The organism is Corynebacterium tuberculostearicum (assembly GCF_013408445.1).
Classification (GTDB): domain Bacteria; phylum Actinomycetota; class Actinomycetes; order Mycobacteriales; family Mycobacteriaceae; genus Corynebacterium; species Corynebacterium tuberculostearicum.
The window spans coordinates 1,881,102-1,907,585 of sequence record NZ_JACBZL010000001.1; the positions used below are offsets into that span (position 1 = coordinate 1,881,102).

The 26,484-nt window shown below is 56.2% G+C and carries 18 protein-coding genes and 1 pseudogene; 16 read left to right on the top strand and 3 right to left on the bottom strand.

Annotation, left to right across the window (positions count from 1 at the left end; genetic code table 11):
- The first annotated feature begins 47 nt into the window (after positions 1 to 47).
- Positions 48 to 818: a TSUP family transporter gene (locus tag BJ985_RS08795; RefSeq protein ID WP_179387236.1), complete on the top strand. Its 771-nt coding sequence runs from the start codon at positions 48 to 50 to the stop codon at positions 816 to 818.
- Here the strand turns inward: BJ985_RS08795 and hrpB are convergent, their stop codons facing one another.
- Together hrpB and BJ985_RS08805 are read right to left on the bottom strand one after the other, a co-directional pair.
- Entirely contained in the window at positions 819 to 3,086 is a 2,268-nt protein-coding gene (hrpB, locus tag BJ985_RS08800) for an ATP-dependent helicase HrpB (protein WP_179387237.1), read from the bottom strand.
- Positions 3,087 to 3,752, bottom strand: a complete 666-nt coding sequence (locus BJ985_RS08805) for a sugar O-acetyltransferase (protein ID WP_179387238.1) — start codon at positions 3,750 to 3,752, stop codon at positions 3,087 to 3,089.
- Between the two features lie 1,851 nt (positions 3,753 to 5,603).
- On the opposite strand from BJ985_RS08805, the gene BJ985_RS08810 reads away from it, so the two are divergent.
- Both BJ985_RS08810 and BJ985_RS08815 read left to right on the top strand, forming a co-directional pair.
- Positions 5,604 to 6,482, top strand: coding sequence for a hypothetical protein (locus tag BJ985_RS08810; RefSeq protein WP_179387239.1), 879 nt, complete (start codon positions 5,604 to 5,606; stop codon positions 6,480 to 6,482).
- Positions 6,365 to 14,416, top strand: coding sequence for a VaFE repeat-containing surface-anchored protein (locus BJ985_RS08815; RefSeq protein ID WP_179387240.1), 8,052 nt, complete (start codon positions 6,365 to 6,367; stop codon positions 14,414 to 14,416). Before BJ985_RS08810 ends, BJ985_RS08815 begins: the two co-directional genes overlap by 118 nt.
- A 332-nt stretch (positions 14,417 to 14,748) precedes the next feature.
- Here BJ985_RS08815 and BJ985_RS11780 read toward each other — a convergent pair whose 3' ends face one another.
- Entirely contained in the window at positions 14,749 to 15,033 is a 285-nt protein-coding gene (locus BJ985_RS11780; protein ID WP_236587038.1) for a hypothetical protein, read from the bottom strand.
- Between the two features lie 101 nt (positions 15,034 to 15,134).
- On the opposite strand from BJ985_RS11780, the gene BJ985_RS08825 reads away from it, so the two are divergent.
- From BJ985_RS08825 to BJ985_RS08885, 13 genes and pseudogenes are all read left to right on the top strand, one after another.
- Entirely contained in the window at positions 15,135 to 15,824 is a 690-nt protein-coding gene (locus BJ985_RS08825) for an alpha-ketoglutarate-dependent dioxygenase AlkB (protein WP_179387241.1), read from the top strand.
- A 38-nt stretch (positions 15,825 to 15,862) separates the two neighbouring features.
- Entirely contained in the window at positions 15,863 to 16,408 is a 546-nt protein-coding gene (locus BJ985_RS08830) for an NADPH-dependent FMN reductase (RefSeq protein WP_179387242.1), read from the top strand.
- 153 nt (positions 16,409 to 16,561) lie between these two features.
- A pseudogene (locus tag BJ985_RS08835) lies at positions 16,562 to 17,857 on the top strand (IS3 family transposase).
- 431 nt (positions 17,858 to 18,288) lie between these two features.
- Positions 18,289 to 20,064, top strand: a complete 1,776-nt coding sequence (betA, locus tag BJ985_RS08840; protein ID WP_179387243.1) for a choline dehydrogenase — start codon at positions 18,289 to 18,291, stop codon at positions 20,062 to 20,064.
- 182 nt (positions 20,065 to 20,246) lie between these two features.
- Positions 20,247 to 20,375: a chemotaxis protein gene (locus tag BJ985_RS08845; RefSeq protein ID WP_179387244.1), complete on the top strand. Its 129-nt coding sequence runs from the start codon at positions 20,247 to 20,249 to the stop codon at positions 20,373 to 20,375.
- Positions 20,376 to 20,629: 254 nt separating this feature from the next.
- Complete coding sequence (locus tag BJ985_RS08850) at positions 20,630 to 20,872, top strand: hypothetical protein (protein ID WP_373366775.1); 243 nt, start codon at positions 20,630 to 20,632, stop codon at positions 20,870 to 20,872.
- 82 nt (positions 20,873 to 20,954) lie between these two features.
- Positions 20,955 to 21,314: a Cd(II)/Pb(II)-sensing metalloregulatory transcriptional regulator CmtR gene (gene cmtR, locus BJ985_RS08855; protein WP_049358960.1), complete on the top strand. Its 360-nt coding sequence runs from the start codon at positions 20,955 to 20,957 to the stop codon at positions 21,312 to 21,314.
- The gene (locus BJ985_RS08860; RefSeq protein ID WP_179387245.1) at positions 21,311 to 23,203 is read left to right on the top strand and encodes a heavy metal translocating P-type ATPase; all 1,893 of its coding nucleotides are present in this window, start codon (positions 21,311 to 21,313) and stop codon (positions 23,201 to 23,203) included. The genes cmtR and BJ985_RS08860 overlap by 4 nt, the downstream gene beginning before the upstream one ends.
- 190 nt (positions 23,204 to 23,393) lie before the next feature.
- The gene (locus BJ985_RS08865) at positions 23,394 to 24,068 is read left to right on the top strand and encodes a LysE family translocator (RefSeq protein WP_179387246.1); all 675 of its coding nucleotides are present in this window, start codon (positions 23,394 to 23,396) and stop codon (positions 24,066 to 24,068) included.
- A gap of 9 nt (positions 24,069 to 24,077) precedes the next feature.
- Positions 24,078 to 24,407 carry a YbjQ family protein gene (locus BJ985_RS08870; RefSeq protein ID WP_005323228.1) on the top strand — a complete coding sequence of 110 codons (330 nt, stop codon included), beginning with the start codon at positions 24,078 to 24,080 and terminating at the stop codon, positions 24,405 to 24,407.
- Positions 24,400 to 25,335, top strand: coding sequence for a CE1 family esterase (locus tag BJ985_RS08875; RefSeq protein WP_005323227.1), 936 nt, complete (start codon positions 24,400 to 24,402; stop codon positions 25,333 to 25,335). Before BJ985_RS08870 ends, BJ985_RS08875 begins: the two co-directional genes overlap by 8 nt.
- Positions 25,336 to 25,370: 35 nt before the next feature.
- Entirely contained in the window at positions 25,371 to 25,655 is a 285-nt protein-coding gene (locus BJ985_RS08880) for an RNA-binding S4 domain-containing protein (RefSeq protein WP_150851437.1), read from the top strand.
- Complete coding sequence (locus BJ985_RS08885) at positions 25,656 to 26,483, top strand: VOC family protein (RefSeq protein WP_179387247.1); 828 nt, start codon at positions 25,656 to 25,658, stop codon at positions 26,481 to 26,483.
- Position 26,484 lies beyond the last annotated feature (1 nt).

Below are 26,484 nucleotides of genomic sequence, written 5' to 3' on the forward strand. Positions count from 1 at the left end.
TAGGGGCGAGTTATCACAATACATGATTAAAGATTTATGATCGGGGCATGGAAATCGATGTGGCGCAGTGGGTGATTCTCTTCCTCGGTACCGCGACTGCGGGGTGGATCGATGCGGTCATCGGCGGCGGAGGATTGATCCTCATTCCGCTGCTGCTCGCGGTCCTTCCCAGCCTCGCTCCTGCGGCGGCGTTGGGAACCAGCAAGCTGGCCTCGGTAACCGGCACCGGCTCGGCAGCCGTGACCCTTGCGCGCAAGGTGAAGTTGGATAAGGCGGAAATGGCGCGCTTTATCCTCATCGCGCTGGTTTGTTCTGGACTGGGAGCCAGCGTGGCCTCGAGCCTAGACAAAGACGTCATGCGCCCCATCATCATCGTCCTCATGGTGGCCGTGGGCATTTTCGTGGCCTTCAAACCAGACTTTGGCAGCAGCGACGCGGCCGGCGTCCGCGGCGGTTGGCGCACCGTGGTGGTCCTCGTGCTCTCCGGCATCTTTTCCTTCTACGATGGCATCTTTGGGCCCGGCACCGGCATGTTTTTGATCATGGCCTTTACCTCCATCTTTGCGCAGAGCTTCCTGACCTCTGCGGCGATGGCCAAGGTGGTCAATACCGCCACCAACTTAGGTGCGCTCGTCGTGTTCGCCCTCGGTGGCCACGTGTGGTGGACGCTCGGCATCGTGCTCGCGGTGGCAAATATTGCCGGCGCGCAGCTGGGCGCGCGCACCGTGTTGGGTGGCGGCGCCAAGTTGATTCGCTACGCGCTGCTCATCTTGGTCGTGGTTATGAGCTGCTACCTGGGCTGGCAGCAGTGGGGATAACTACATCCGGTTCTTGGTGCGCGCGGTAGCCACGGCATTCCACGGGTCTTCGGGCCACGGGTGCTTGGGGTAGCGGCCGCGCATATCGGCGCGCACGCCGGCATAGGGGCCGGACCAGAAGCTGGCGAGATCATCGGTCACCGCGAGCGGGCGGCCGGCGGGGGAGAGTAGGTGGAATTGCACGCGGTGGCCGCAGTATTCGGGGGATTCGGCCAATCCGAAGCATTCCTGCAGCTTGATATGAACCACGGGGCGATCACCGGACCAGTCGATTCGTGCGTCCCGGCCGGAGGGCACCGGAAGGCGCTCGGGAGCGAGGTCGTCCAGATGGGTGGCTTCCGGCCAGGGCAGGAGGCGTTGCAGCGCGGGGTACATGTCGAGCTTGGCGGCGGGAGTTCCCTCCGCGATGCTATGCAGTTCGGGGCCGAGCCATTCGGCGGGATCCGCGGAATCGACATCGGGCCAAGGGGAGCCATAGTGGGCGTGCAGGTGGCGCAAACGGTCTTTTAAGCTTTGGGCTTTCTCGCTGAAGGTGAAAAGCCCCAAACCTTCCTCGCGGATGCCGGCGGCAAGGGCCTCCTCGGCCGCGGGGCCGGTGACCTTGACTGGGGTTTCAGAAAGCGTGATGGCGCCCGCGGCCTTGACCTTGACGCCGCGCACGCGGCCATCGCGCAGGAAGGCGCGGGTTTCTTCGGTGATGCCGATGGTGTCCAGCGCTGCGGTTTCCTCGATGCGGGCGGCCGAGCGGATGATGGCATTACCCGCATTGGACAGGGAGACCTCCGCGATGGCGAGCCACGGGGAACCAGTGAGGCCCGAGTTATCGAGCAGGCGGGCGCGGGTGCCGCTGGCCAGCAGGTAATCCTCGCCCATGCGCTTGGCCACCTGCTCGGGAAAGGCGGTGGCGACGACCTCCCCGGGATCGACGGGGCCAAGATCGTCGACCAGGCGGGCGAGCCGCTTGACCTCTTTTTGAGGTGGGCGGTGACGGGTGAGATTGGGGGTTAAGGGGGCGTCGCCAAGCGAGGCAATGATGGGCGCGGCCTGGCTGCCGTGGTGGAGCAAGGAGGCGCCGAGACGCGGATCGGTGGGTAGGAGGGCGAGTTCCTGCGTCGCGCCAATGCGCTTGAGGGTCGCCTGCGCGGATGCCAGGGCCTGGGCCGGCGGCGGATCGAGCAACGGGAAGTCCGGGCCCGCGCCCCAGCAGTCCAAAAACAACGCGGCCTGGGTCAGGTCCGCAGATAGGATCTCCGGGGTGGTATGCGGAGAAAAGTGCTGGTAATCATCCTGCGAGTAGCAGCGAATGACGGTGCCAGGTGCCTCACGGCCGGCACGACCAGCGCGCTGATCGGCACTCGATTTTGAGGTAGACACCGTCACCAACCCGGACATGCCACGCTGCGCATCGCGCCGGGGAACGCGGGAGAGCCCGGCATCGACCACCACGCGCACGCCCGGCACGGTAAGCGAGGACTCCGCGATAGAGGTAGCCACGACGATGCGCTGTTCATCGGTATACAGCGCGGCGTCTTGCTCCGCGGTGGTTTGCTTGCCATGCAGGGGAAATACATTATGGCCTGCTAAGGCATCGCACACGAGGTTGACTTCGCGCACGCCGGGCACAAAGACCAGCGTGGATTCCTGCTGGCGAGCTGCCTGCTTGGCGACGTCCCCGTAAAACTCCCTCGTTCCCGCCGCCCTGCCCGGCATGGGGGCGTAGTGGATGTCGAGCGGATGGGTCACCGCCTCGGTCACGTGGACAGGCGCGTCCATAAGCTGGGAAAAGCGCTGCGCATCCACAGTTGCAGACATGGCGATGACGCGAAAGTCCTCACGCAATTCGGCCAGTTCCAGGCACATGCCTAGCACCAAATCCGTATCGAGCTGACGCTCGTGAACCTCATCGATGGCAACGGCGGCCACGCCCTCGAGTTCCGGATCCTTCAGCAGGCGGCGCAGCAGCACGCCCGGCGTGACGAACTCGACTTCGCTGCCCTTGCGGGACTCGCCCCGGATGGCGAAGCCGACCTTGTCCGGGGTGCCGCTGAGCGTGCTTAAGCGCTGTGCGGCCGCGCGCACGGCCACACGACGTGGGGCGGTGACGATGACCTTGCCGCGCCCTGCCGCATGATTGGCCAGCGCTGGTGGCACGAGCGTGGTTTTACCCGTACCGGGCGGGGCCTGGATGACGACGTTTCCGGTGCTAGGCAGCGAATCGATGGTCTCGGCTACGGGCAGTCCCGCGCCGATTCTGGCGAGATCAAACATTTACTTGGCGGCTCCAAAACCCTCGACGGGACCGTTGAGATCCTGGCGCTCCCAGGCCTCCTCATTGTCTTCCAGCTTGCGCACCACGCGGCCGGGTGATCCCAGGACCAGCGAATTATCCGGAATATCGGTGGTAATAAGCGTGCCCGCGCCGACGACGCAGTTCTTTCCAATGGTGATGCCCGGCAGCACGGTGACATTGGCACCGAACCAGGTGTTGTCCCCGATGGTGATGGGCTTGGCTATCTCCCACCCACCGGCGCGCATCTCATGATCGTTGACCGGATGCCCCACTGTAATCAGGGAGCAATTGGGGCCCACCATGACGCCATCACCCAGCGTCACCGTGGCCTGGGCCAAGATGGTGGTGCCAAAATTAATGAAGACGCGCTCGCCGCACACTAGATTGCAGCCATATTCCAAATTCAACGGAACGTGCAGGCCCGGCACCGCAGATTCTTCCGGCAGAATCTCGCGCAGGATGCCCTTGGCACGCTCTGGGTCCGTATTCTGTAGTTCATTGAGCTGCTTAACCAAGCGGAAAGTGCGTTGATGTTCGTCCTTAGCCTCCGGCATGCTCGGCAGGAACCACTGCCCACCGGTCATCCGCTCCCATGAGCCGTAGCGTTCCAAGTCCTGCCGCCCCTGTGCATCCATGGGTGTCATTGTAGAGGGTGAGGCGCCCCTAGTTTTCTCTAAGTGGTTGGGCCATTGGGAGTATGCCCAACAAAGTTGATCAGGATGCAACGAACCGTATCCGCTTGGTGGCGGATCGCGGTGAGGTAGACAAGCATTCAATGGAGCTCACATGCCACGGCGCAGCACCGAAACCGGGAAAACTCTTAGACCGCACCCTGGCACTGGCCACAGAAAGTCGGCCGCAAAGGAGAAATTCCTTAAATACTTTCCCGCGGGCATAGTTTCCGCGCTCTTGGTAGGAGGAAACCCTCTGGAACATAGTCGCCTGGTCAACCACGCAGATTCCGGTGTTTATGGTGTGCGGCCAATACGGCATCCCCTTAGCCAGTGAAAAGTATTGGTATCGGCTCATACAGACTCTGTCATGCCGCTGTGTATGACCGGTGTCTGGTCGCCGCAGGCAGAGGGCGGTCCACCTGGCACCACACAGTAAATAAAGAGGAAACGGAGATATGACTCGGCCTTGCCAATGATGAATTCACAGTACCGGGAGCAGGAAACTTGTGGGAAGTGGACAATACATATGACAGATGAGGAAAGGAATCGCATACACTGCCTGTTATCCTCGCAAGATTGCAGGCTGGGCACTATCCGGGATGCGATATGCTCTTTACCTTGGCCACCACAGCAACTCAACCAAGCCATTATGTAGACCAAGAAAACCGCAGGTCCTCTTCAACATTCGGATCGCGGGAAGCAGTACCTCAGTACTGCTTACAATGGAAAGCTTGCTGAGCACCGCACCGCCGCTTTTACCGACGGACACCCGGTACCTGAAATGCCACTGCTGTGGCCAATGGTCCGTTGATGCCCCGATGTACAGCGTCGTTAGCGAAAAAATTCGCGACGTTTGAATAGATGAAATGGCCAAAAATTCCAGGCGTCGTAGCCCCTAAGGTCGCGCACCCTGCTGAAGCTCATTCAGAGTTTTAAAGCTGCAAATCAAAACCTTTCAGAAACTCAAAGCAAATACCGATACCTAGGAACACAACGCAGCGCACGTCAGTAGCTTGGGAACAAGATCCGGGGTGCTGCACATGAGAAACAATAGGGAAGAAACCTAAACCGTTACCCCTGATGAGGATAGTTGTGGCACTTGAAACGATGGTGATGCTTCCACGGGTAACGTTTCTGGTAGCTCATCCTGATTCCAGCTCTAGGGTAGGAAGAGCATGGATAGTCTCGAGCAAGTTGCTGAACATGACAGAAGCATCGGTGGGGACCCTGGCAGGCCCTCCATTTATCCACGACAACTGCAACACCTATAGCGCCAAGCTCCAGAGAGGGCCCTCCTGAGCACTGCAAGTTTGGGCCAAGTGAAGCTCGCAGAGTTGGAGCTATAAACCAAGAACAAGATGGGGTTAGAAAAGCTTTGCCGTCCACGGACCGTGAGGCCGTACCTCCGGTACTACCGGATACGCTCCGGACATGCAGGCTGCATTAGGCATTTGTGCAGCTTTAATGAGAGCCAAATCCTGCGGAATCGAAACGGTGCGGGATTGTGCCCGCTAGGGCATGGCCGATGTACAAATGGAATCTGTTTCAAAAGGATCAGCAACTGATTTACAGGGATTTCTCAGACGATTGAAGGTTGTTTATAAAAGACCGACAAAATGCCCTGTAGCTGTATTTATGCTGAAAATGTATTACGCGCAGCTACCTAAATGGTGGTAATGTTCAAGATGCGCTAAAAGACTGATCGATAGCTTGGCTTTGGGGCCGTAATCAGGTGAGGTGTGCTCAGCATAGAAAACTGGCTGTGAGCAGCGAGATTCCCTGCTGATCGGAAAAATATAATTTGCCAATCTAAGAGGAAAAATGGATATTTCAAGAAGCTTGCCTCGAAAGAGGTGGACGCTCTTAACTGCAATTCTCGCAACAATTGCGGTGATCGCGGCCTTGCTGACTGTGCCATTGAACAAGGCCAGCGCGGCAGAGCCGACTGACTTTGAACCCGACACGACGCTCGGTAGCGAGGCTGAAAAGAGTACCCTGAAGGGGCATGATAAGACATGGGACGGTCTTGTTTGGGCGGGAACCCCCCAAGGACCCGCAGCGTCCAAAAACGCAAACCCTAACAATAATGTGGGCTGGGCCTGGTGTATTGAGCCTGGTTATGGAGTCCCTTATGAGACAACATTTGTGTATGACCGAGCGAAGGCTGAAAAACTTAATGTTAATAGACAGTATCGTGATGCCGCGATAATTCTCGCTCGAAAGATAGAAAGCGCCGTTCTCGACAAGGATTACGAAGCGGCTAGTACTTACCGTACTTACTTAATTCCCTTCGTCGCCAGAGATGAAACCTCAAAGCATAGGGCAGCCACAACAATCACCGGCGAAGATCCGACTTACACTAATAAGTACGGGAAAAGGAACTTTCCGGGATATAAGGGAAGTTACGAAGAGTTTAAAAAACTTACAGGCTATGAATTCGTCAAACATGAGTTGTACGGTTATAAAACCGATCTAAAAAAATTCCAGGAGCAACGATCCCGGCGCAGCCTGCGGATTGGTTTATTACCATTGTCCGGCCTAAGCCTGACGACAAGTACGATAAGAGGACTTCTCAAACTGTCATGCCGGTGGATCAGCCGGGCCTGCCTAATGAGAACGGCGGAAGCGGCTCTAACCCGTCCACTAAGAAGCCTAAGATCAGCACGACGGTTGATCAGCTTGGTGAGCATGAGGCTCTGAAGGCTGGCACGGTTGTTACTGACCATGTTCACTATGAGGGTCTGGTTCCGAATAAGGAATACATTCTGAATGCTGAGCTGCGTAACAAGACTGATGAGTCTGTTATTGGTGAGTCCAAGGAGCCGGTGAAGTTCACTCCGAAGTCCTCTGAGGGTGATGTTGATGTCAAGATCACTGTTAACGAGGGTGTTGAGGCTGGTTCTGTAGACCAGGGTGTTGCCTTTGAGTACTTGACTTCTACTGCGGTGGATAAGTCTGGTAAGGATTCCGAGTCTGGCGATGAGAATAAGATTGCTGAGCACACGGATATCAATGACGGCAAGCAGACTGTTGACTCTCATGAGGAGTTGAAGCCTAAGATCAGCACGACGGTTGATCAGCTTGGTGAGCATGAGGCTCTGAAGGCTGGCACGGTTGTTACTGACCATGTTCACTATGAGGGTCTGGTTCCGAATAAGGAATACATTCTGAATGCTGAGCTGCGTAACAAGACTGATGAGTCTGTTATTGGTGAGTCCAAGGAGCCGGTGAAGTTCACTCCGAAGTCCTCTGAGGGTGATGTTGATGTCAAGATCACTGTTAACGAGGGTGTTGAGGCTGGTTCTGTAGACCAGGGTGTTGCCTTTGAGTACTTGACTTCTACTGCGGTGGATAAGTCTGGTAAGGATTCCGAGTCTGGCGATGAGAATAAGATTGCTGAGCACACGGATATCAATGACGGCAAGCAGACTGTTGACTCTCATGAGGAGTTGAAGCCTAAGATCAGCACGACGGTTGATCAGCTTGGTGAGCATGAGGCTCTGAAGGCTGGCACGGTTGTTACTGACCATGTTCACTATGAGGGTCTGGTTCCGAATAAGGAATACATTCTGAATGCTGAGCTGCGTAACAAGACTGATGAGTCTGTTATTGGTGAGTCCAAGGAGCCGGTGAAGTTCACTCCGAAGTCCTCTGAGGGTGATGTTGATGTCAAGATCACTGTTAACGAGGGTGTTGAGGCTGGTTCTGTAGACCAGGGTGTTGCCTTTGAGTACTTGACTTCTACTGCGGTGGATAAGTCTGGTAAGGATTCCGAGTCTGGCGATGAGAATAAGATTGCTGAGCACACGGATATCAATGACGGCAAGCAGACTGTTGACTCTCATGAGGAGTTGAAGCCTAAGATCAGCACGACGGTTGATCAGCTTGGTGAGCATGAGGCTCTGAAGGCTGGCACGGTTGTTACTGACCATGTTCACTATGAGGGTCTGGTTCCGAATAAGGAATACATTCTGAATGCTGAGCTGCGTAACAAGACTGATGAGTCTGTTATTGGTGAGTCCAAGGAGCCGGTGAAGTTCACTCCGAAGTCCTCTGAGGGTGATGTTGATGTCAAGATCACTGTTAACGAGGGTGTTGAGGCTGGTTCTGTAGACCAGGGTGTTGCCTTTGAGTACTTGACTTCTACTGCGGTGGATAAGTCTGGTAAGGATTCCGAGTCTGGCGATGAGAATAAGATTGCTGAGCACACGGATATCAATGACGGCAAGCAGACTGTTGACTCTCATGAGGAGTTGAAGCCTAAGATCAGCACGACGGTTGATCAGCTTGGTGAGCATGAGGCTCTGAAGGCTGGCACGGTTGTTACTGACCATGTTCACTATGAGGGTCTGGTTCCGAATAAGGAATACATTCTGAATGCTGAGCTGCGTAACAAGACTGATGAGTCTGTTATTGGTGAGTCCAAGGAGCCGGTGAAGTTCACTCCGAAGTCCTCTGAGGGTGATGTTGATGTCAAGATCACTGTTAACGAGGGTGTTGAGGCTGGTTCTGTAGACCAGGGTGTTGCCTTTGAGTACTTGACTTCTACTGCGGTGGATAAGTCTGGTAAGGATTCCGAGTCTGGCGATGAGAATAAGATTGCTGAGCACACGGATATCAATGACGGCAAGCAGACTGTTGACTCTCATGAGGAGTTGAAGCCTAAGATCAGCACGACGGTTGATCAGCTTGGTGAGCATGAGGCTCTGAAGGCTGGCACGGTTGTTACTGACCATGTTCACTATGAGGGTCTGGTTCCGAATAAGGAATACATTCTGAATGCTGAGCTGCGTAACAAGACTGATGAGTCTGTTATTGGTGAGTCCAAGGAGCCGGTGAAGTTCACTCCGAAGTCCTCTGAGGGTGATGTTGATGTCAAGATCACTGTTAACGAGGGTGTTGAGGCTGGTTCTGTAGACCAGGGTGTTGCCTTTGAGTACTTGACTTCTACTGCGGTGGATAAGTCTGGTAAGGATTCCGAGTCTGGCGATGAGAATAAGATTGCTGAGCACACGGATATCAATGACGGCAAGCAGACTGTTGACTCTCATGAGGAGTTGAAGCCTAAGATCAGCACGACGGTTGATCAGCTTGGTGAGCATGAGGCTCTGAAGGCTGGCACGGTTGTTACTGACCATGTTCACTATGAGGGTCTGGTTCCGAATAAGGAATACATTCTGAATGCTGAGCTGCGTAACAAGACTGATGAGTCTGTTATTGGTGAGTCCAAGGAGCCGGTGAAGTTCACTCCGAAGTCCTCTGAGGGTGATGTTGATGTCAAGATCACTGTTAACGAGGGTGTTGAGGCTGGTTCTGTAGACCAGGGTGTTGCCTTTGAGTACTTGACTTCTACTGCGGTGGATAAGTCTGGTAAGGATTCCGAGTCTGGCGATGAGAATAAGATTGCTGAGCACACGGATATCAATGACGGCAAGCAGACTGTTGACTCTCATGAGGAGTTGAAGCCTAAGATCAGCACGACGGTTGATCAGCTTGGTGAGCATGAGGCTCTGAAGGCTGGCACGGTTGTTACTGACCATGTTCACTATGAGGGTCTGGTTCCGAATAAGGAATACATTCTGAATGCTGAGCTGCGTAACAAGACTGATGAGTCTGTTATTGGTGAGTCCAAGGAGCCGGTGAAGTTCACTCCGAAGTCCTCTGAGGGTGATGTTGATGTCAAGATCACTGTTAACGAGGGTGTTGAGGCTGGTTCTGTAGACCAGGGTGTTGCCTTTGAGTACTTGACTTCTACTGCGGTGGATAAGTCTGGTAAGGATTCCGAGTCTGGCGATGAGAATAAGATTGCTGAGCACACGGATATCAATGACGGCAAGCAGACTGTTGACTCTCATGAGGAGTTGAAGCCTAAGATCAGCACGACGGTTGATCAGCTTGGTGAGCATGAGGCTCTGAAGGCTGGCACGGTTGTTACTGACCATGTTCACTATGAGGGTCTGGTTCCGAATAAGGAATACATTCTGAATGCTGAGCTGCGTAACAAGACTGATGAGTCTGTTATTGGTGAGTCCAAGGAGCCGGTGAAGTTCACTCCGAAGTCCTCTGAGGGTGATGTTGATGTCAAGATCACTGTTAACGAGGGTGTTGAGGCTGGTTCTGTAGACCAGGGTGTTGCCTTTGAGTACTTGACTTCTACTGCGGTGGATAAGTCTGGTAAGGATTCCGAGTCTGGCGATGAGAATAAGATTGCTGAGCACACGGATATCAATGACGGCAAGCAGACTGTTGACTCTCATGAGGAGTTGAAGCCTAAGATCAGCACGACGGTTGATCAGCTTGGTGAGCATGAGGCTCTGAAGGCTGGCACGGTTGTTACTGACCATGTTCACTATGAGGGTCTGGTTCCGAATAAGGAATACATTCTGAATGCTGAGCTGCGTAACAAGACTGATGAGTCTGTTATTGGTGAGTCCAAGGAGCCGGTGAAGTTCACTCCGAAGTCCTCTGAGGGTGATGTTGATGTCAAGATCACTGTTAACGAGGGTGTTGAGGCTGGTTCTGTAGACCAGGGTGTTGCCTTTGAGTACTTGACTTCTACTGCGGTGGATAAGTCTGGTAAGGATTCCGAGTCTGGCGATGAGAATAAGATTGCTGAGCACACGGATATCAATGACGGCAAGCAGACTGTTGACTCTCATGAGGAGTTGAAGCCTAAGATCAGCACGACGGTTGATCAGCTTGGTGAGCATGAGGCTCTGAAGGCTGGCACGGTTGTTACTGACCATGTTCACTATGAGGGTCTGGTTCCGAATAAGGAATACATTCTGAATGCTGAGCTGCGTAACAAGACTGATGAGTCTGTTATTGGTGAGTCCAAGGAGCCGGTGAAGTTCACTCCGAAGTCCTCTGAGGGTGATGTTGATGTCAAGATCACTGTTAACGAGGGTGTTGAGGCTGGTTCTGTAGACCAGGGTGTTGCCTTTGAGTACTTGACTTCTACTGCGGTGGATAAGTCTGGTAAGGATTCCGAGTCTGGCGATGAGAATAAGATTGCTGAGCACACGGATATCAATGACGGCAAGCAGACTGTTGACTCTCATGAGGAGTTGAAGCCTAAGATCAGCACGACGGTTGATCAGCTTGGTGAGCATGAGGCTCTGAAGGCTGGCACGGTTGTTACTGACCATGTTCACTATGAGGGTCTGGTTCCGAATAAGGAATACATTCTGAATGCTGAGCTGCGTAACAAGACTGATGAGTCTGTTATTGGTGAGTCCAAGGAGCCGGTGAAGTTCACTCCGAAGTCCTCTGAGGGTGATGTTGATGTCAAGATCACTGTTAACGAGGGTGTTGAGGCTGGTTCTGTAGACCAGGGTGTTGCCTTTGAGTACTTGACTTCTACTGCGGTGGATAAGTCTGGTAAGGATTCCGAGTCTGGCGATGAGAATAAGATTGCTGAGCACACGGATATCAATGACGGCAAGCAGACTGTTGACTCTCATGAGGAGTTGAAGCCTAAGATCAGCACGACGGTTGATCAGCTTGGTGAGCATGAGGCTCTGAAGGCTGGCACGGTTGTTACTGACCATGTTCACTATGAGGGTCTGGTTCCGAATAAGGAATACATTCTGAATGCTGAGCTGCGTAACAAGACTGATGAGTCTGTTATTGGTGAGTCCAAGGAGCCGGTGAAGTTCACTCCGAAGTCCTCTGAGGGTGATGTTGATGTCAAGATCACTGTTAACGAGGGTGTTGAGGCTGGTTCTGTAGACCAGGGTGTTGCCTTTGAGTACTTGACTTCTACTGCGGTGGATAAGTCTGGTAAGGATTCCGAGTCTGGCGATGAGAATAAGATTGCTGAGCACACGGATATCAATGACGGCAAGCAGACTGTTGACTCTCATGAGGAGTTGAAGCCTAAGATCAGCACGACGGTTGATCAGCTTGGTGAGCATGAGGCTCTGAAGGCTGGCACGGTTGTTACTGACCATGTTCACTATGAGGGTCTGGTTCCGAATAAGGAATACATTCTGAATGCTGAGCTGCGTAACAAGACTGATGAGTCTGTTATTGGTGAGTCCAAGGAGCCGGTGAAGTTCACTCCGAAGTCCTCTGAGGGTGATGTTGATGTCAAGATCACTGTTAACGAGGGTGTTGAGGCTGGTTCTGTAGACCAGGGTGTTGCCTTTGAGTACTTGACTTCTACTGCGGTGGATAAGTCTGGTAAGGATTCCGAGTCTGGCGATGAGAATAAGATTGCTGAGCACACGGATATCAATGACGGCAAGCAGACTGTTGACTCTCATGAGGAGTTGAAGCCTAAGATCAGCACGACGGTTGATCAGCTTGGTGAGCATGAGGCTCTGAAGGCTGGCACGGTTGTTACTGACCATGTTCACTATGAGGGTCTGGTTCCGAATAAGGAATACATTCTGAATGCTGAGCTGCGTAACAAGACTGATGAGTCTGTTATTGGTGAGTCCAAGGAGCCGGTGAAGTTCACTCCGAAGTCCTCTGAGGGTGATGTTGATGTCAAGATCACTGTTAACGAGGGTGTTGAGGCTGGTTCTGTAGACCAGGGTGTTGCCTTTGAGTACTTGACTTCTACTGCGGTGGATAAGTCTGGTAAGGATTCCGAGTCTGGCGATGAGAATAAGATTGCTGAGCACACGGATATCAATGACGGCAAGCAGACTGTTGACTCTCATGAGGAGTTGAAGCCTTCTGAGTCTCAGACCCCGACCACAACCACTACTGGTGTAGTGCCTGGTAATGGCGGTAATGGTGAAACTTCGAAGCCATCTGAGCCTTCTTCTGAGCAGTCTTCCTCTGAGGATTCTTCTACCTCGACGACTAGCGAGACCTGTGAGTCTGAGGAGCCGGGTAACTCTGAGAGTGAGCGGCCTTCCGAGTCTGAGGAACCGTCTGAGTCTGAGTCCGGCGAGCCTTCTGAGTCTGAGTCTGTAGAGACCACGTCCTCTGAGGCTTCCGAGACTTCTGAGTCTGACGAGCCTTCGGATTGCGGTTCGACTACTCCGGAGAAGCCGACCGAGCCTTCTGAGTCGACTGAGCCTAACGAGCCGGGTACCCCGGGCACCCCTGGTGACAACGATGAGAAGCACACCCCGAAGGTTTCCACTAATGCGGACTTCGAGGGCGGCCTGCGTGAGGTTGTTGCTGGTGCCAAGGTTGTGGACCAGGTTTCCTATGAGGGTCTGGTTCCGGGTAAGGAATACACTCTGGATGCGCAGCTGATTTCTAAGGAGGACGGTAAGACCGTTCTTGGTGAGACCAAGGGTCACAAGTTCACCCCGGATGAGGCTAATGGCACTGAGACTGTCACCATCGTTGTCGATGACAGCGTGACCGAGCCGGTTGAGGCTGCGGTTGCTTTCGAGACGCTGACCTCCACCCAGGTGGATAAGCACGGTAAGGACAACCCGACCGATGAGGACAACCCGAACCCGGTTGGTGAGCACAAGGACATCGATGATGAGGATCAGACTGTAACTTCTGAGAAGACTCCGAAGATCTCCACTAATGCTGACTTCGAGAAGGGTTCTCACGTGGTTGTTGCTGGTGCCGAGATTGTTGATGAGGTTTCCTACGAGGGTCTGGTTCCGGGTAAGGAATACACCTTGAAGGCTGAGCTGATTTCCAAGAAGGATGGCGAGTCTGTTCTGGGTACTGGTGAGAAGACCTTCACCCCGAAGAAGTCCAAGGGTATGGAGCCTGTCACCATCACCGTCAACGATGATGTGAAGGAGCCTGTCCAGGCTGCGGTTGCCTTCGAAGAGCTGACTTCCGTAGAGGTCAATGACAAGGGTGAGGAGACTCCGGGTACTACTTCGGAGAAGCCGAACCACATCGCTGACCACAAGGACATTAACGACGAGGACCAGACTGTAACTTCTGAGGAAGGCCCGAAGGTTTCCACTAATGCGGACTTTGAGGGTGACCTGCGTGAGGTTGTTGCTGGTGCCAAGGTTGTGGACCAGGTTTCCTATGAGGGTCTGGTTCCGGGTAAGGAATACACTCTGGATGCGCAGCTGATTTCCAAGGAAGATGGCAAGACCGTTCTTGGTGAGACCAAGGGTCACAAGTTCACCCCGGATGAGGCTAATGGCACTGAGGCTGTCACCATCGTTGTCGATGACAGCGTGACCGAGCCGGTTGAGGCTGCGGTTGCTTTCGAGACGCTGACCTCCACCCAGGTGGATAAGCACGGTGAGGACAACCCGACCGATGAGGACAACCCGAACCCGGTTGGTGAGCACAAGGACATCAACGATGACGCCCAGACCGTTACCTCCAACGAGGACGGTGGCGATACGCCAAACAATGGTGGTTCTTCTAAGAGCGAAACCCCGTGGTGGCTCATCCTGATTCCGGGCATTGGCTTGGGCAAGATCATCAAGGACCACTTCGATGAGGTCGGCCACCAAGAGGAAAATCCGAATGATAGCCATGGTGGCAAGGGTCACCAGCCTAATCACCAGGATGCTCCTGAGGGTGACAACTCCGGCCATGACAACGGCAGCGGCGATACTGCGGGTCAAGAACCTGGAGAGGTGGGCAATGCACTGCCTGCCGACGCCCCGCGTGCCGACATTAAGTCCGTACCTTCCGGCGCAACTGAGCTTGAGCCGGGCATGCAGAGCTACATTAAGTAGCCTGTATCGCTGACGCGACTTAATCACTGCGAATCCCCTCCAGCGTGTGACTGCACACGTTGGAGGGGATTTCTATATAGCCTGCCGTATTTATGAAAGAGAAGCAGCTGTCTCACAGGGAAGAAGTGTCGCTACGTATCCACGCGATGTGTGGGTAGCCTCGTAGTCCTTTAATGCCGTATCCATATTCGTTTCGAGGCGTATTCCAGAGCCAGCACATCGCTCCATGTAGATGGAACGAAATATTTGCTATCAGTCTTGAACCACGTAATTTGATCCGGATCATCAAAATCTAGGTTCTTGAGGAGCGATTCTCCGGCAATGTCGTACGCCTATAGGTCGTGGACATTTTCATACTCGACCGAGTATTTGTGAAAAGTTCCCCCAGGGTGAAAGATGGCTTCAAAGCCTACAAAGGCCGTTCCACTAGGTGTTTCCACTTTCAGAACGATGTATAGGAATTTATCAATCCACGCGGCAACGCCGTGATACGTCGGCAACGAAGCGGTGGGTTCCATTCTGAACCTATTTTCACTCAAGGCATCCTCAGTGAGGATTTCTGCTAGGAAGACTGCAGCGTCTTTTAAATCGAAACGATCCTTTGGGCGTAATGGCATTGTCCTAAATCCAAAGTGGGAATAACTCTACTGAACTAGCCCTCGAAACTGGACTGGTTTAATTCTAGGTGGTTAGGTGGTTAGGGGGTTAGGGTGATGTCATGCTTTTTGATTCGCTGCCGCGGCCGAGTGTACGTGTGGCTCCGGGGGTGGGGCATGTGCCGGGATGGGTGGGCGTCGATAAGCAGAAGGCCGTGGTAGAAGAGATGCGCGGCATTGCGCGCGAGTATGCGGCGACGCCGATGGCGATGCTGCGGCCGCGGCTGAAATCGGGCGGGCAGATGAGTGTATTTCAGCTGCATCTGGGCAGGTATTGGCATTATCCCAGCTATCGCTATGTAGACAATATGGAGGGCACGCGGGTTCCGCCGGTGCCGGAGAGTCTGCGCCAGATCGCTCCGGGGGCGCTGCGCGCCGCGGCCGAGGTAGCGCCCGAGCTTGAGCCGTGGGTGGAGACCTTCGTGCCGGAGATGGCGCTAGTTAATTACTATCCACCGGGATCGGCCATGGGTATGCATGTGGATGCCTTTGAGGAATCACCTGCGCCGGTGATTTCGCTCTCCATTGGGGATGAGGCGCTTTTCCGTATGGGGCATACCGAGGCGCGCACGCGGCCGTGGGACGATATCACGCTGTGTAGTGGTGATTTGGTGGTCTTTGGCGGACCGAAGCGCTACGCCTACCACGGGGTGGTGCGCGTTAATGACGGCACGCTGCCCGAGGGGTGTGGGCTTAAAGAGGGACGTATCAATATCACTATCAGACAAGTATCTGCACGGGCTGTAAGCTAGAGATGTTACATAAAGCTTGAAGGAAAGAAGGTTTTCTCATGTCTCGTATTGGCATCATCATCGGCAGCACCCGCGATAAGGCCGCCGGCAAGGTAGTGGGCGAGTGGCTCAATGACTTGGCTCAGGGTCGCAAGGACGGCGTGGAGTACACCCTGCTGGACCTCAAAGAATTCGATATTCCGGTTCTGACCACCGAGGTTGTACCGGCTGCCGCTAATAAGCAGTACGAGGACGAGAAGGTTCAGGCATGGTCCGATGCCGTCGACGCTTGCGATGGCTTCATCTTCATCACCCCGGAGTACAACCGCTCCGTGCCGGGCCCGTTCAAGAATGCCTTCGACTGCCTGGCCGCAGAGTGGGCGGGCAAGCCCGTTGCCTTCGTTGGCTATGGTCCATCCGGTGCGGTCCGCGCCATCGAAGCATGGCGCCCTATCGTGGTGAACTTCTCTATGCCGCAGCTGCGCAACCAAGTCGAGTTCTTCCTCGCCACCGATTGGGCAGAGGGCGAATTCCACCCAGTTGATTTCAAGGTGGAGCGCACCACTTCCTTGCTGGCTGAGCTGGAAGACGCCGTTTCCGCATAATCAGTGCCTGGTGGCCGCATACAAAAAGCCAGCCCCCGCGCTCTTTGAACTGCTCCCCATTAGTTGGACTGAGAAATCAGTTTCCGATTAGTGGGGAGTAGTTTTCATTGAGAGCTCGAAGTTTGGTGAGTGAGCATCAGCGGGAGCAGTTGGTTGAACTATTTGAGCAAGGCGTGGGCTATCGTGCCGCTGCTACTGCTCTTGGTGTCTCCACATACGCCGCCCGTATGCTCTGTCGTCGGTTTAAGCTGCATGGCAGACTATGTCTTGTGGAAAAACCGACTAAGCAGCAGTATTCGTTCGAAATCAAGACCGAAGTTGTCCAACGCCACCTTTCTGGTGAGACAGCGATGAATCTTGCCCGAGAGTTCAATCTTTCATCCGACCACCTCGTCAAGGACTGGGTGGCTAAGTGGCGCAGAGGCGGCGACGAGGCTCTGCGCCCGAAGCCGAAGGGCAGGCCCAAAGGATCGGCTGCGCCGAAACGCCTCACGGAAGAGGAAAAGCTTCGCCGCCAGGTTGAGCGGCTGGAAGCGGAAAACGCCTACTTAAAAAATTGCGAGACTTGAGGAACCAGGGACACGCCTGAAAGCCCAGGCAATCGTCATCCTCAAGTCACACCACCGCTTGGACTACCTCCTGGATGCGGCCGGCATGGCACGCTCGACATTCTTCTACCACCAAAAACGACTCACCGCACCGGATAAACATGCCGAGCTCAAACAAGCGATCCGGGACAGTTTTCAGCGCAACAAACACCGCTACGGCTACCGGCGGGTACTGCTCGACCTGCGTAACCAGGGCTGGGTGGTCAACCACAAACTTGTCTACAAGCTCATGCGCGCCATGGGCTTGAAAGCCAAGATCCGCCAGCGCAGGCCCTACATCTCCTACACTGGCACAATCAGCTACATCGCTGAGAACACACTCGAGCGCAACTTCACCCCCGATAGGCTCAACACTGTCTTCGTCAGCGACGTCACCGAGTTCAGGGTCGCAGGCCGCAAGGTCTACCTGTCACCGGTGATGGATCTGTTCGACCGTTCAATCGTTGCCCACACCGTGGCTACATCGCCGTCGACAGCGTTTACCGCCGATTCTTTAACTAAGACGATTAAAACGTGTGCGCCTGAGCCTGGGTGGATGATGCATACCGATCAAGGTTTCCAGTACAAGCATTCGTCCTGGCGCAACCTGATTCATGACAACGGTGGTGTTCAGTCAATGTCGCGTAAAGCCAACTGTTACGACAACGCGGTCATGGAGAATTTCTTCGGGCACTTGAAAACCGAGATGTACCACGGAGAAGTCTTCGACACCGTCGCAGAGTTCAACCAGGCCATCGACGAGTACATCCAGTGGTACAACACCGAACGCATCCAACAACGACTCAAGGGTCTGACCCCGATGCAATATCGAAATCAGACCCTTGAAGCCCTAACCGCCTAGAATTAAACCAGTCCAACTTTCGGGGGCCAGTTCACTTGTTGGGGGTCTTTGTTTGAAGTGTGAGACTCCTCAGGATCGTGAGGGTCAAAGTTAGCCATCTACTTCTCCTAATGTTGGTTGGTTTGGGCCGAATCTTTCGCACGAGTGCCCCAAAAGTCTCACAAGATCGCAGGGAGAGATAGGTGAGTGAAATGAATCATATGTGGGTAATTTATGCGAAAAGACTTCGGATTTCATCTGCTGAGACGTCCATCCGAACAAGGTAAATATACATTAATCTGGGCAAACTTCTAGGGGAATGTGTACTCTGGAGATAGTGCCCACACATAAGGCGATGTGGATATTTACAGACTTTTGTATAAATTACAAAATATTCACTTTCGGTGGGGCCATCTTGACGTGTGAGATATTTCACAGAAAGAAGGGGATTTATGGGTTTTATGGACAAGCTGACCAAGAAGCGTTCCGCTAAAAGGGTCACCGATGAAGTAAGCGACGTTGTCGTTGTTGGCGGTGGCTCCGCAGGCTCCGTCATCGCTGCGCGCCTGACCGAAGACAAGAACACCCGCGTGCTGGTCCTTGAGGCTGGCCGCCCAGATTCCCTGTGGGATCTGTTTATCCACATGCCATCCGGCTTCTCTTTCCCAATCGGCGCAAAGAACTACGACTGGATGTACGAGTCCGATCCAGAGCCGGAGATGAACGGCCGCCGCGTCTACCATGCTCGCGGCAAGGTCCTTGGCGGATCCTCCTCCATCAATGGCATGATCTACCAGCGCGGTAACCCGATGGACTACGAGAAGTGGGGCCAGAACCCGGGCATGGAGAACTGGGACTTCGCCCACTGCCTGCCGTACTTCAACCGCATGGAAACCGCCGCTGCGGCTGAGCCAAACGATCCGCGCCGTGGCCACGATGGCCCGCTGTACCTCTCCCGCGGCCCGGCTACCTCCGAGCTCTTCCAGGCCCTGTTCAAGTCTGTGCAGGAAGCTGGCTACAACCTGACTAATGACGTCAATGGTTACCGCCAGGAAGGCTTCGCTCCGTTCGACCGCAATATTAAGAACGGCAAGCGCTGGTCCGCTGCCCGTGCCTACCTCCACCCCAATATGGATCGCGAGAACCTCGAGATCCGTACCCGCGCTTTCACCACCAAGATCCTCTTCGAGGGCCAGAAGGCCGTCGGCGTCGAGTACGAGTGGCAGGGCGGCGTTCACCGCGTCTATGCCGAGAAGATCGTGCTGTCCGCCGGTGCCATTAACACCCCGCAGCTGCTGGAAATCTCCGGCATTGGTGACCGTGAGATTCTGGAGAAGCACGGCATTGACGTCGTCAAGCACCTGCCAGGTGTGGGCGAGAACCTGCAGGACCACCTCGAGGTCTACATCCAGTACGAGACCACCAAGTCCACCGCTTCCTCCCAGCCTTACCTGGATAAGTGGCGCTGGCCGTTCATGGGTCTGCAGTGGCTGCTGACCCACAAGGGCCCGGTTGCTACCTCCCACTTTGAAGGCGGCGGCTTTGTGCGCTCCAATGAGAATGAGGACTACCCGAACCTCATGTTCCACTTCCTGCCGATGGCTGTGCGTTATGACGGCCAGAAGGCGGACGTCAAGCACGGCTTCCAGTGGCACGTTGGCCCGATGTTCTCCGATACCAAGGGCCACGTTCACATCAAGAGCGCCGATATCCACGACAAGCCGTCCATCCTCTTCAACTACCTGAAGACCGACCAGGACCGCCGCGAGTGGGTGGAGGCCGTACGCGTTGCCCGCTCCCTGCTGGATACCAAGGCCATGGAAGAAGTAGGCGCCCGCGAGTTCAGCCCGGGCCCGGATGTCCAGACCGATGAGGAAATCCTGGAGTGGGTCCGCAACGATGGCGAGACCGCGCTGCACCCATCCTGTACCGCCAAGATGGGCGCGGAGTCCGATCCTATGGCCGTGGTTAACCCGGACACCATGGGCGTGTGGGGCGTCGAAGGCCTCTACATTGCGGATGCCTCCGTCTTCCCATCCGTGACCAATGGCAATATCTACTCCCCAACCATGATGGTGGGCGAGAAGGCCGCCGACCTCATCGCCGGCCGCACCCCGCTGGAGCCAAACCACGCCGAGTGGTACAAGGCCAAGCAGGATATGCCGCTCTACGCTGAGGGCGAAGCAGTCCGCGATCACAAGCACTCCATCCAGGGCGCTGACCACTAAGCAGCCTGCCGCCGGATTGCTCTAGCGCCGCGTTTCCCTTCCTTGGGGGCGCGGCGCTTTTGCTTGCCGACGCCCCCTTTCTCCTTCCCGGACACCTCTCCAATGGGCCAGAATCATGGTTTAATCGTCGGGCAAGGAATCGGCTCCGCTGGATTGAAGTGACAGAGTAAAGGAAGACATTGATGCTCAGCATTATCGCCTTAGTAATTAGTATCGTTTTCGCCGTATCCGTTCTGAGAAAGCTCGATGACATCGATACGCACCTGAAGGAGCTGCTCGCCTCGCGCGAAGATGGCGAAACACCGCGTTAATCGTGCGGGTGGCTAAGGAGATGGTGAACGAATTTCGAATTAACCAACTGCAAAAGGCCCATACCGACCGTGAAATGGAATTTTCCTGCGATGTAGCTTGAAGAGCTATGTCTTCGTAGACCAAAGTGGTTTCCAAGCAGCAGTGCCAGTACTTCGTACGCGGGGTAGCCAACACTGCCGACTTCAAGGAAGTATCATTCCCGGATACCAGCGAAAAGAGTTAGTCATTTGGCTATTAGAAAGCTTCGCTACGTGTGGTTCGACCCGTACGCAATGTCCGTGAGTGTCTAGCCCTTGATGGAGAACCTGGTGTCAGTGTCGCTAGCCGCACCTACGCCGCCGTCATGTCCGCCGACACCCTGTTCATCACCATCCCCACAGGGGTGGGTGTGGACATCCACGTGAAGATTCTGGAGAACTTCGCCGCCCATGTCGCCCCCGCGTTGAGTTGGCAGCCGAACCGTGAAGGACCAGTCATCGGCTATCCCATCGACTAATTCTTGCAGGTCGCAGGACTTTCGCGTGACTGTTAGTTCAGCCCATTTTAAATAGTTCATCGCATACTGTATAATTCAGCGCATGCTGACTATTGCTTCGCGCCTCGACGTCATGAACCGGCTCGGCCGGGCCATGGCTGATCCGACGCGCTCCCGAATCCTGCTAACCCTACTAGACGGTCCGAGCTACCCGGCCGTGCTCGCGCAAAGCTTGGATCTGACCCGCTCGAACGTCTCGAACCACCTATCCTGCCTGCGCGATTGTGGCATTGTCGTAGCTGAGCCGGAGGGCCGCAAGACCCGCTACGAAATCGCCGATCCCCACCTCGCGGCAGCGCTCGAAGCGCTGCTCCACGCGACGCTGGCCGTCGACGAGAATGCCCCCTGTATCGACACTGAGTGCTCGGTGCCCGACTGCGGCGAGAAAGGAACGAACGCATGAGTTCAGCATGTGGATGCGAACACGAAACCGGCACGGAGATCGACGAGCTCGATCGGCCATGGTGGAAGGACCCTGAGCTACTGCTGCCGATCTTCTCCGGCGTAGCCCTCATAACAGGACTGGCGCTGGACTGGTCCGACTTGGAGACGCCCGCGACGGTACTGTATTGGGTTGGCCTGCTGTTGGGCGCTTACACGTTCGCGCCTGGAGCGATCCGAAACCTTGTCATGAAGCGCAAGCTCGGCATTGGCTTGCTAATGACGATCAGCGCGGTCGGCGCGGTGCTCCTCGGATTCGTCGGAGAGGCCGCGGCGCTAGCGTTCCTGTACTCGATCGCCGAAGCACTGGAAGACAAGGCGATGGACCGGGCCCAAGGCGGACTGCGGGCACTGTTGAAGCTGGTACCGCAGACCGCGACGGTGCTGCGCGACGGCACAGCGGCCGAGGTCGCAGCGAAGGACCTCGAGGTTGGCGAGCTAATGCTCGTGCGCCCCGGGGAGCGGATCGCCACGGACGGCATCATTCGGTCCGGGCGCTCCAGCCTTGACACCTCAGCGATCACCGGAGAATCCATTCCGGAGGAGGTTGCGCCCGGCGACGAAGTGCCTGCGGGAGCGATCAACTCCGCCGGGGTACTGGAGGTCGAGACGACCGCAGCTGGAACGGACAACTCGCTGACCACACTCGTGGACCTAGTCGAGCAAGCGCAGGCGGAAAAGGGCGACCGCGCCCGGATCGCCGACCGGATTGCCCAACCCCTAGTGCCCGGGGTGATGATCCTGGCGGTGCTGGTCGGCGTTATCGGCTCGCTGCTGGGCGACCCTGAGACGTGGATCACCCGTGCGCTGGTAGTCCTGGTCGCAGCGTCGCCGTGCGCGCTGGCAATCTCCGTGCCGCTGACGGTCGTGGCCGCGATCGGCGCGGCCAGCCAGTTCGGAGTGGTCATCAAGTCCGGCGCGGCGTTCGAGCGACTCGGCGGCATCCGTCACCTAGCAGTGGACAAAACCGGAACCCTTACCCGCAACCAGCCTGAGGTTACCGGAGTGGTCCCGGCAGACGGATTCGATCGGGCGCAGGTGCTTTCCTTCGCGGCGGCAGTTGAGCAGCAATCGACACACCCCCTCGCTGCGGCGATCGCGGCAGCGGGGCCCGAAGCGCCCACCGCCTCGGACATCAGCGAGGAAGCTGGGCATGGCATCGGCGGCACCGTCGAAGGCCGACGGGTGCTGGTGGGCAGCCCCCGATGGATCGACGCCGGACCACTGAAAGCAGACGTTGAGCGCATGGAGTCCGAGGGTCAGACCTGCGTCCTGGTCACCGTCGATGACGCTCTCGCCGGGGCGATCGGGGTCCGTGACGAGTTGCGGCCCGAGGTGCCCGAAGCCGTGCAGGCCCTGCACGCCAACGACGTGGAAGTAAGCATGCTCACCGGCGACAACACTCGCACCGCCCGGGCGCTGGCTGGAATCGCCGGAATCGACGACGTGCGCGCCGAGCTGCGCCCTGAGGACAAGGCAAGCATCGTCGCCGAATTCTCCTCCAAGACGCCGACGGCGATGATCGGCGACGGCATCAACGACTCGCCGGCACTGGCGGGCGCGACGGTGGGCATAGCGATGGGAGCGACCGGCTCTGACGCCGCGATCGAGTCCGCTGACGTCGCCTTCACCGGCCACGACCTCCGGCTAATCCCGAAGGCGCTGCAGCACGCCCGCCGAGGAAGCAGGATCATCAACCAGAACATCGTGCTGTCTCTGGCCATCATCATCGTGTTGATGCCACTGGCGATCAGCGGCGTGCTGGGCCTGGCCGCCGTCGTGTTGGTTCACGAGGTAGCCGAAGTGATCGTGATCTTGAACGGCCTGCGGGCTGCGCAAACAAAACGCTGAGGCTGTGACCGGCAAGTCTCATAAGTGTTAAACCACACGCTGAGCGGACACACCTTGGGCCAGGCACGTCATTCTAAAAGATAGATTGAGAAGCTACCTAAATCACAGAACTTACCTGTTTCGCTGCAGGTGAGAGACTTCTTATAGTGGCATGTGTTAATCCAATCGCATGCGAGTATGGAGGTGTTAGGTGGCTATTAGCGCCCTGGTGACCTTAATGGGCGTGTGGTTCGCGGCGATTGCCTCGCCGGGCCCAGACGTAGTGCAAATCATTCGCTTAGGTGCGCGTTCTACGCGCGCAGCCGTATGGGCGGCGCTTGGTAGTACCACCGGCCTTACCATTTGGACCGTGGCCTCCTTGGCGGGTCTATCCGCGCTGATTTCTGCGCATCCGGGGATCCTCGTGGCGCTGCAGGTTCTCGGTGGTTGTTACCTGCTGTGGATGGCCTATACCGCCATTACCGGCGGCATCAAGGAGCGCCGTGCGCCCGCAACCGTCGTGGGCACCGAAACCCGCGCTCCGCAGCCGCGCGGGTTTACGCCGGACGGCATCATCAAGGCGGGCACTGCCTATCGCATGGGATTCATCTGTGATCTTTCGAACCCCAAGGTGGTCATCTTCTTTGGCGCCATCTTTGCCAATTTCATCGATCCCGGCATGGGCATCGGCGCCAATCTCATGGTGGGTGCCGTATTGATTCTGGAAAGCCTCGTGCTTTTTGTCGGCGTGGCTCTGAGTACTCGTGCGGTCTCAAAGTGGATGGCTAAGAACTCCGCCTGGGTGGATATTGTCAGCGGCGTGGTCTTCCTGCTGCTGGGTGTCATCATCCTTTTCGAGGGAGTGCGTGGGCTTATAGCCATGTAATCTGGGTCCATGATTTTTACCACTACTAATACCGTTGATGGCTACGAGATTACGGATTATATCCGCATCATCGCCGGGGAAACCGTCATCGGTATTAATATGCTGAAGGATTTCGGGGCATCCCTCCGCAATATCACCGGTGGACGCTCCGCCGGGTATGAGAGCGAGGCCATCAAGGCGCGCGAGGCAGCACTCGATGAGCTGTGGCGACGCGGGCAGGAGCTCGGGGCCGATGGCGTGGTGGGCATCGCCTTTGATTATTCGCCCATGGGCACCTCGAATGACATGTTGATGGTCACAGCGACCGGCACTGCGGTGAAGCTGCGCGCCCGTGATTAAGGTAGGCAAGAAAGCACTGGCCCTATGCGCTGGGTTATGCGCGGCCGCCGGGCTCATGGCAGGGTGCGAGGAAGAACTGCCGCAGCCGGGCAGCGTGCCGAATGAATCGCAAGGCGCGGCCGATGGCTATATCACCACGCTGCCGGATCAAGGCACAACGGCCAATGGTCAGTACCAGATCATTAACCTGCAAAATCATCGCAGTTTTGTGGTGCACGTGCCGTTTAATGCGGATAAGCGCCACCGATTGCCCGTGGTCGTGGCGATGCACGGCTATGAGATGGATGCCGGCAATATGTTCAAAGGCACCGATCTCTCCCAGGGCGATGCCATCACGGTGTTCGTCCAAGGCGCGGGCAAGGCGTGGGCACCGGCACCCTATGCGGTAACCAGCTTGGAAGATGACCTCAAGTACGTGGATGACACGATTGATTTCGTCCGGCGCCATTATCCCGCCACGGACACCACCTATGGCGTGGGCTTTTCCAATGGCGGCGGATTCGCCCGCGCGGTGACCTGCAAGCGGCCGGGCCTATTCGATGCGGTGGCCACGGTTTCGGCGGCAAAATATGACCGCGTGGAAAAAGACTGTGCCAGCGAGCCCACCGATTACCTGGATATCCACGGCACTAAGGACGCGCTGATGAAATATGGCGGTGGGCGCCAACACGGAGCGCACTACCACTCGGTCAAACAATCGCTGCGCGGGATTGCGAAAGAGAATGGGTGCAATCCGTTTCCAAAGAGGCGTCGGAAAGAAGCAGTGGAGCACTTCACCTGGCGGGTATGTGATGCGCGCACCGAGCAGTACACCATCCACGGCGGCACGCACACGTGGAACGGTGGGGCCACGGACCATTCCGGTTTGGTGAAAGCGGAGTGGACCACCGATACGGTCCTGGATTTCTTCCATATCGCCCACCCGTAGCGATAGCCGCGCGCGGGCTGGGTAAGCTGGGCGGCATGCTAGACATTCCTATCAATGGCGACTCCATCAAACTGGGCCAGTTCATCAAGCTGGCCAGCTTGGTGGCTACCGGCGGCGAGGCTAAAGAGCTCATCGCAGAAGGCGTAGTTACGGTCAATGGCGAGCCCGAGACGCGCCGGGGCGCCACGCTCCACCCAGGCGATGAGGTGTGCATCGAGGATGCCTGCGCGCGCGTGGGCGAGCCGGACGATGACGATGATTACTTTGATGAAGCCACGGCCGACGATGACTTTGATCCGGAAAAGTGGAGGAATATGTAGATGCCAGCATTCGAAGCTGAAGTGGGCATGCCCTACTGGATTGACCTGACCACCTCGGATCCGCGCAAGTCCGCGCACTTCTACGAGCAGGTGCTGGGCTGGGAGATTTCCGCCGAGTCCGCGGAGGAAAAGCCCTATCAGATGGCGCGCCTGCAGGGCCTGCCCATCGCCGGGCTTATCCCGCAGCCGGAAGAGGCACCCATGCCGGATACCTGGGTGACCTACTTCCTCTCCAAGGACATTGCGGGCGATTGCCAGCGCGCCGAGAGCCTAGGCGGGCGCATCCTGGTGGAGCCGCAGCAGGTGCAGCTGGGGCACATGGCCCTGCTTGTCGACGCCGCCGGGGGCATGTTCGGCCTCATCCAACCTGCCGGCCCAGAGCACTTCGTGGCCGCCGGCGAGCCCGGCACCCCGGTCTGGCACGAGCTCACCGCTACCTCGGGCTTCCAGAGCGCGATGGATTTTTATGGCGAGCTATTCAACTGGGAGATCCGCGCCATGCAGTCTGAGGATGAGAACTTCATCTACGCCACCGCGGAAGAAGACGGGGCGCCGTTTGCCGGACTGTGGAACGCCGAGGGGCAGTTCCCGCCCCAGGTGCCGAGCTTCTGGCAGACCTACTTGGGCGTGCGCAATATCGACGCCGCTGCGAAGAAGGCCGTGGAACTAGGCGGCGAGGTCATCCGTGAACCATGGGATTCGCCCTTCGGCCGCATGTGCCTCTTGGCCGATTCCACCGGTGCGACCATCACCCTCACCGAGGTCGAAGACGCCCCCGAAGAGGAACCGACCGAATCGGATGACGTGCTGGGACTCGACCCACAGTAGC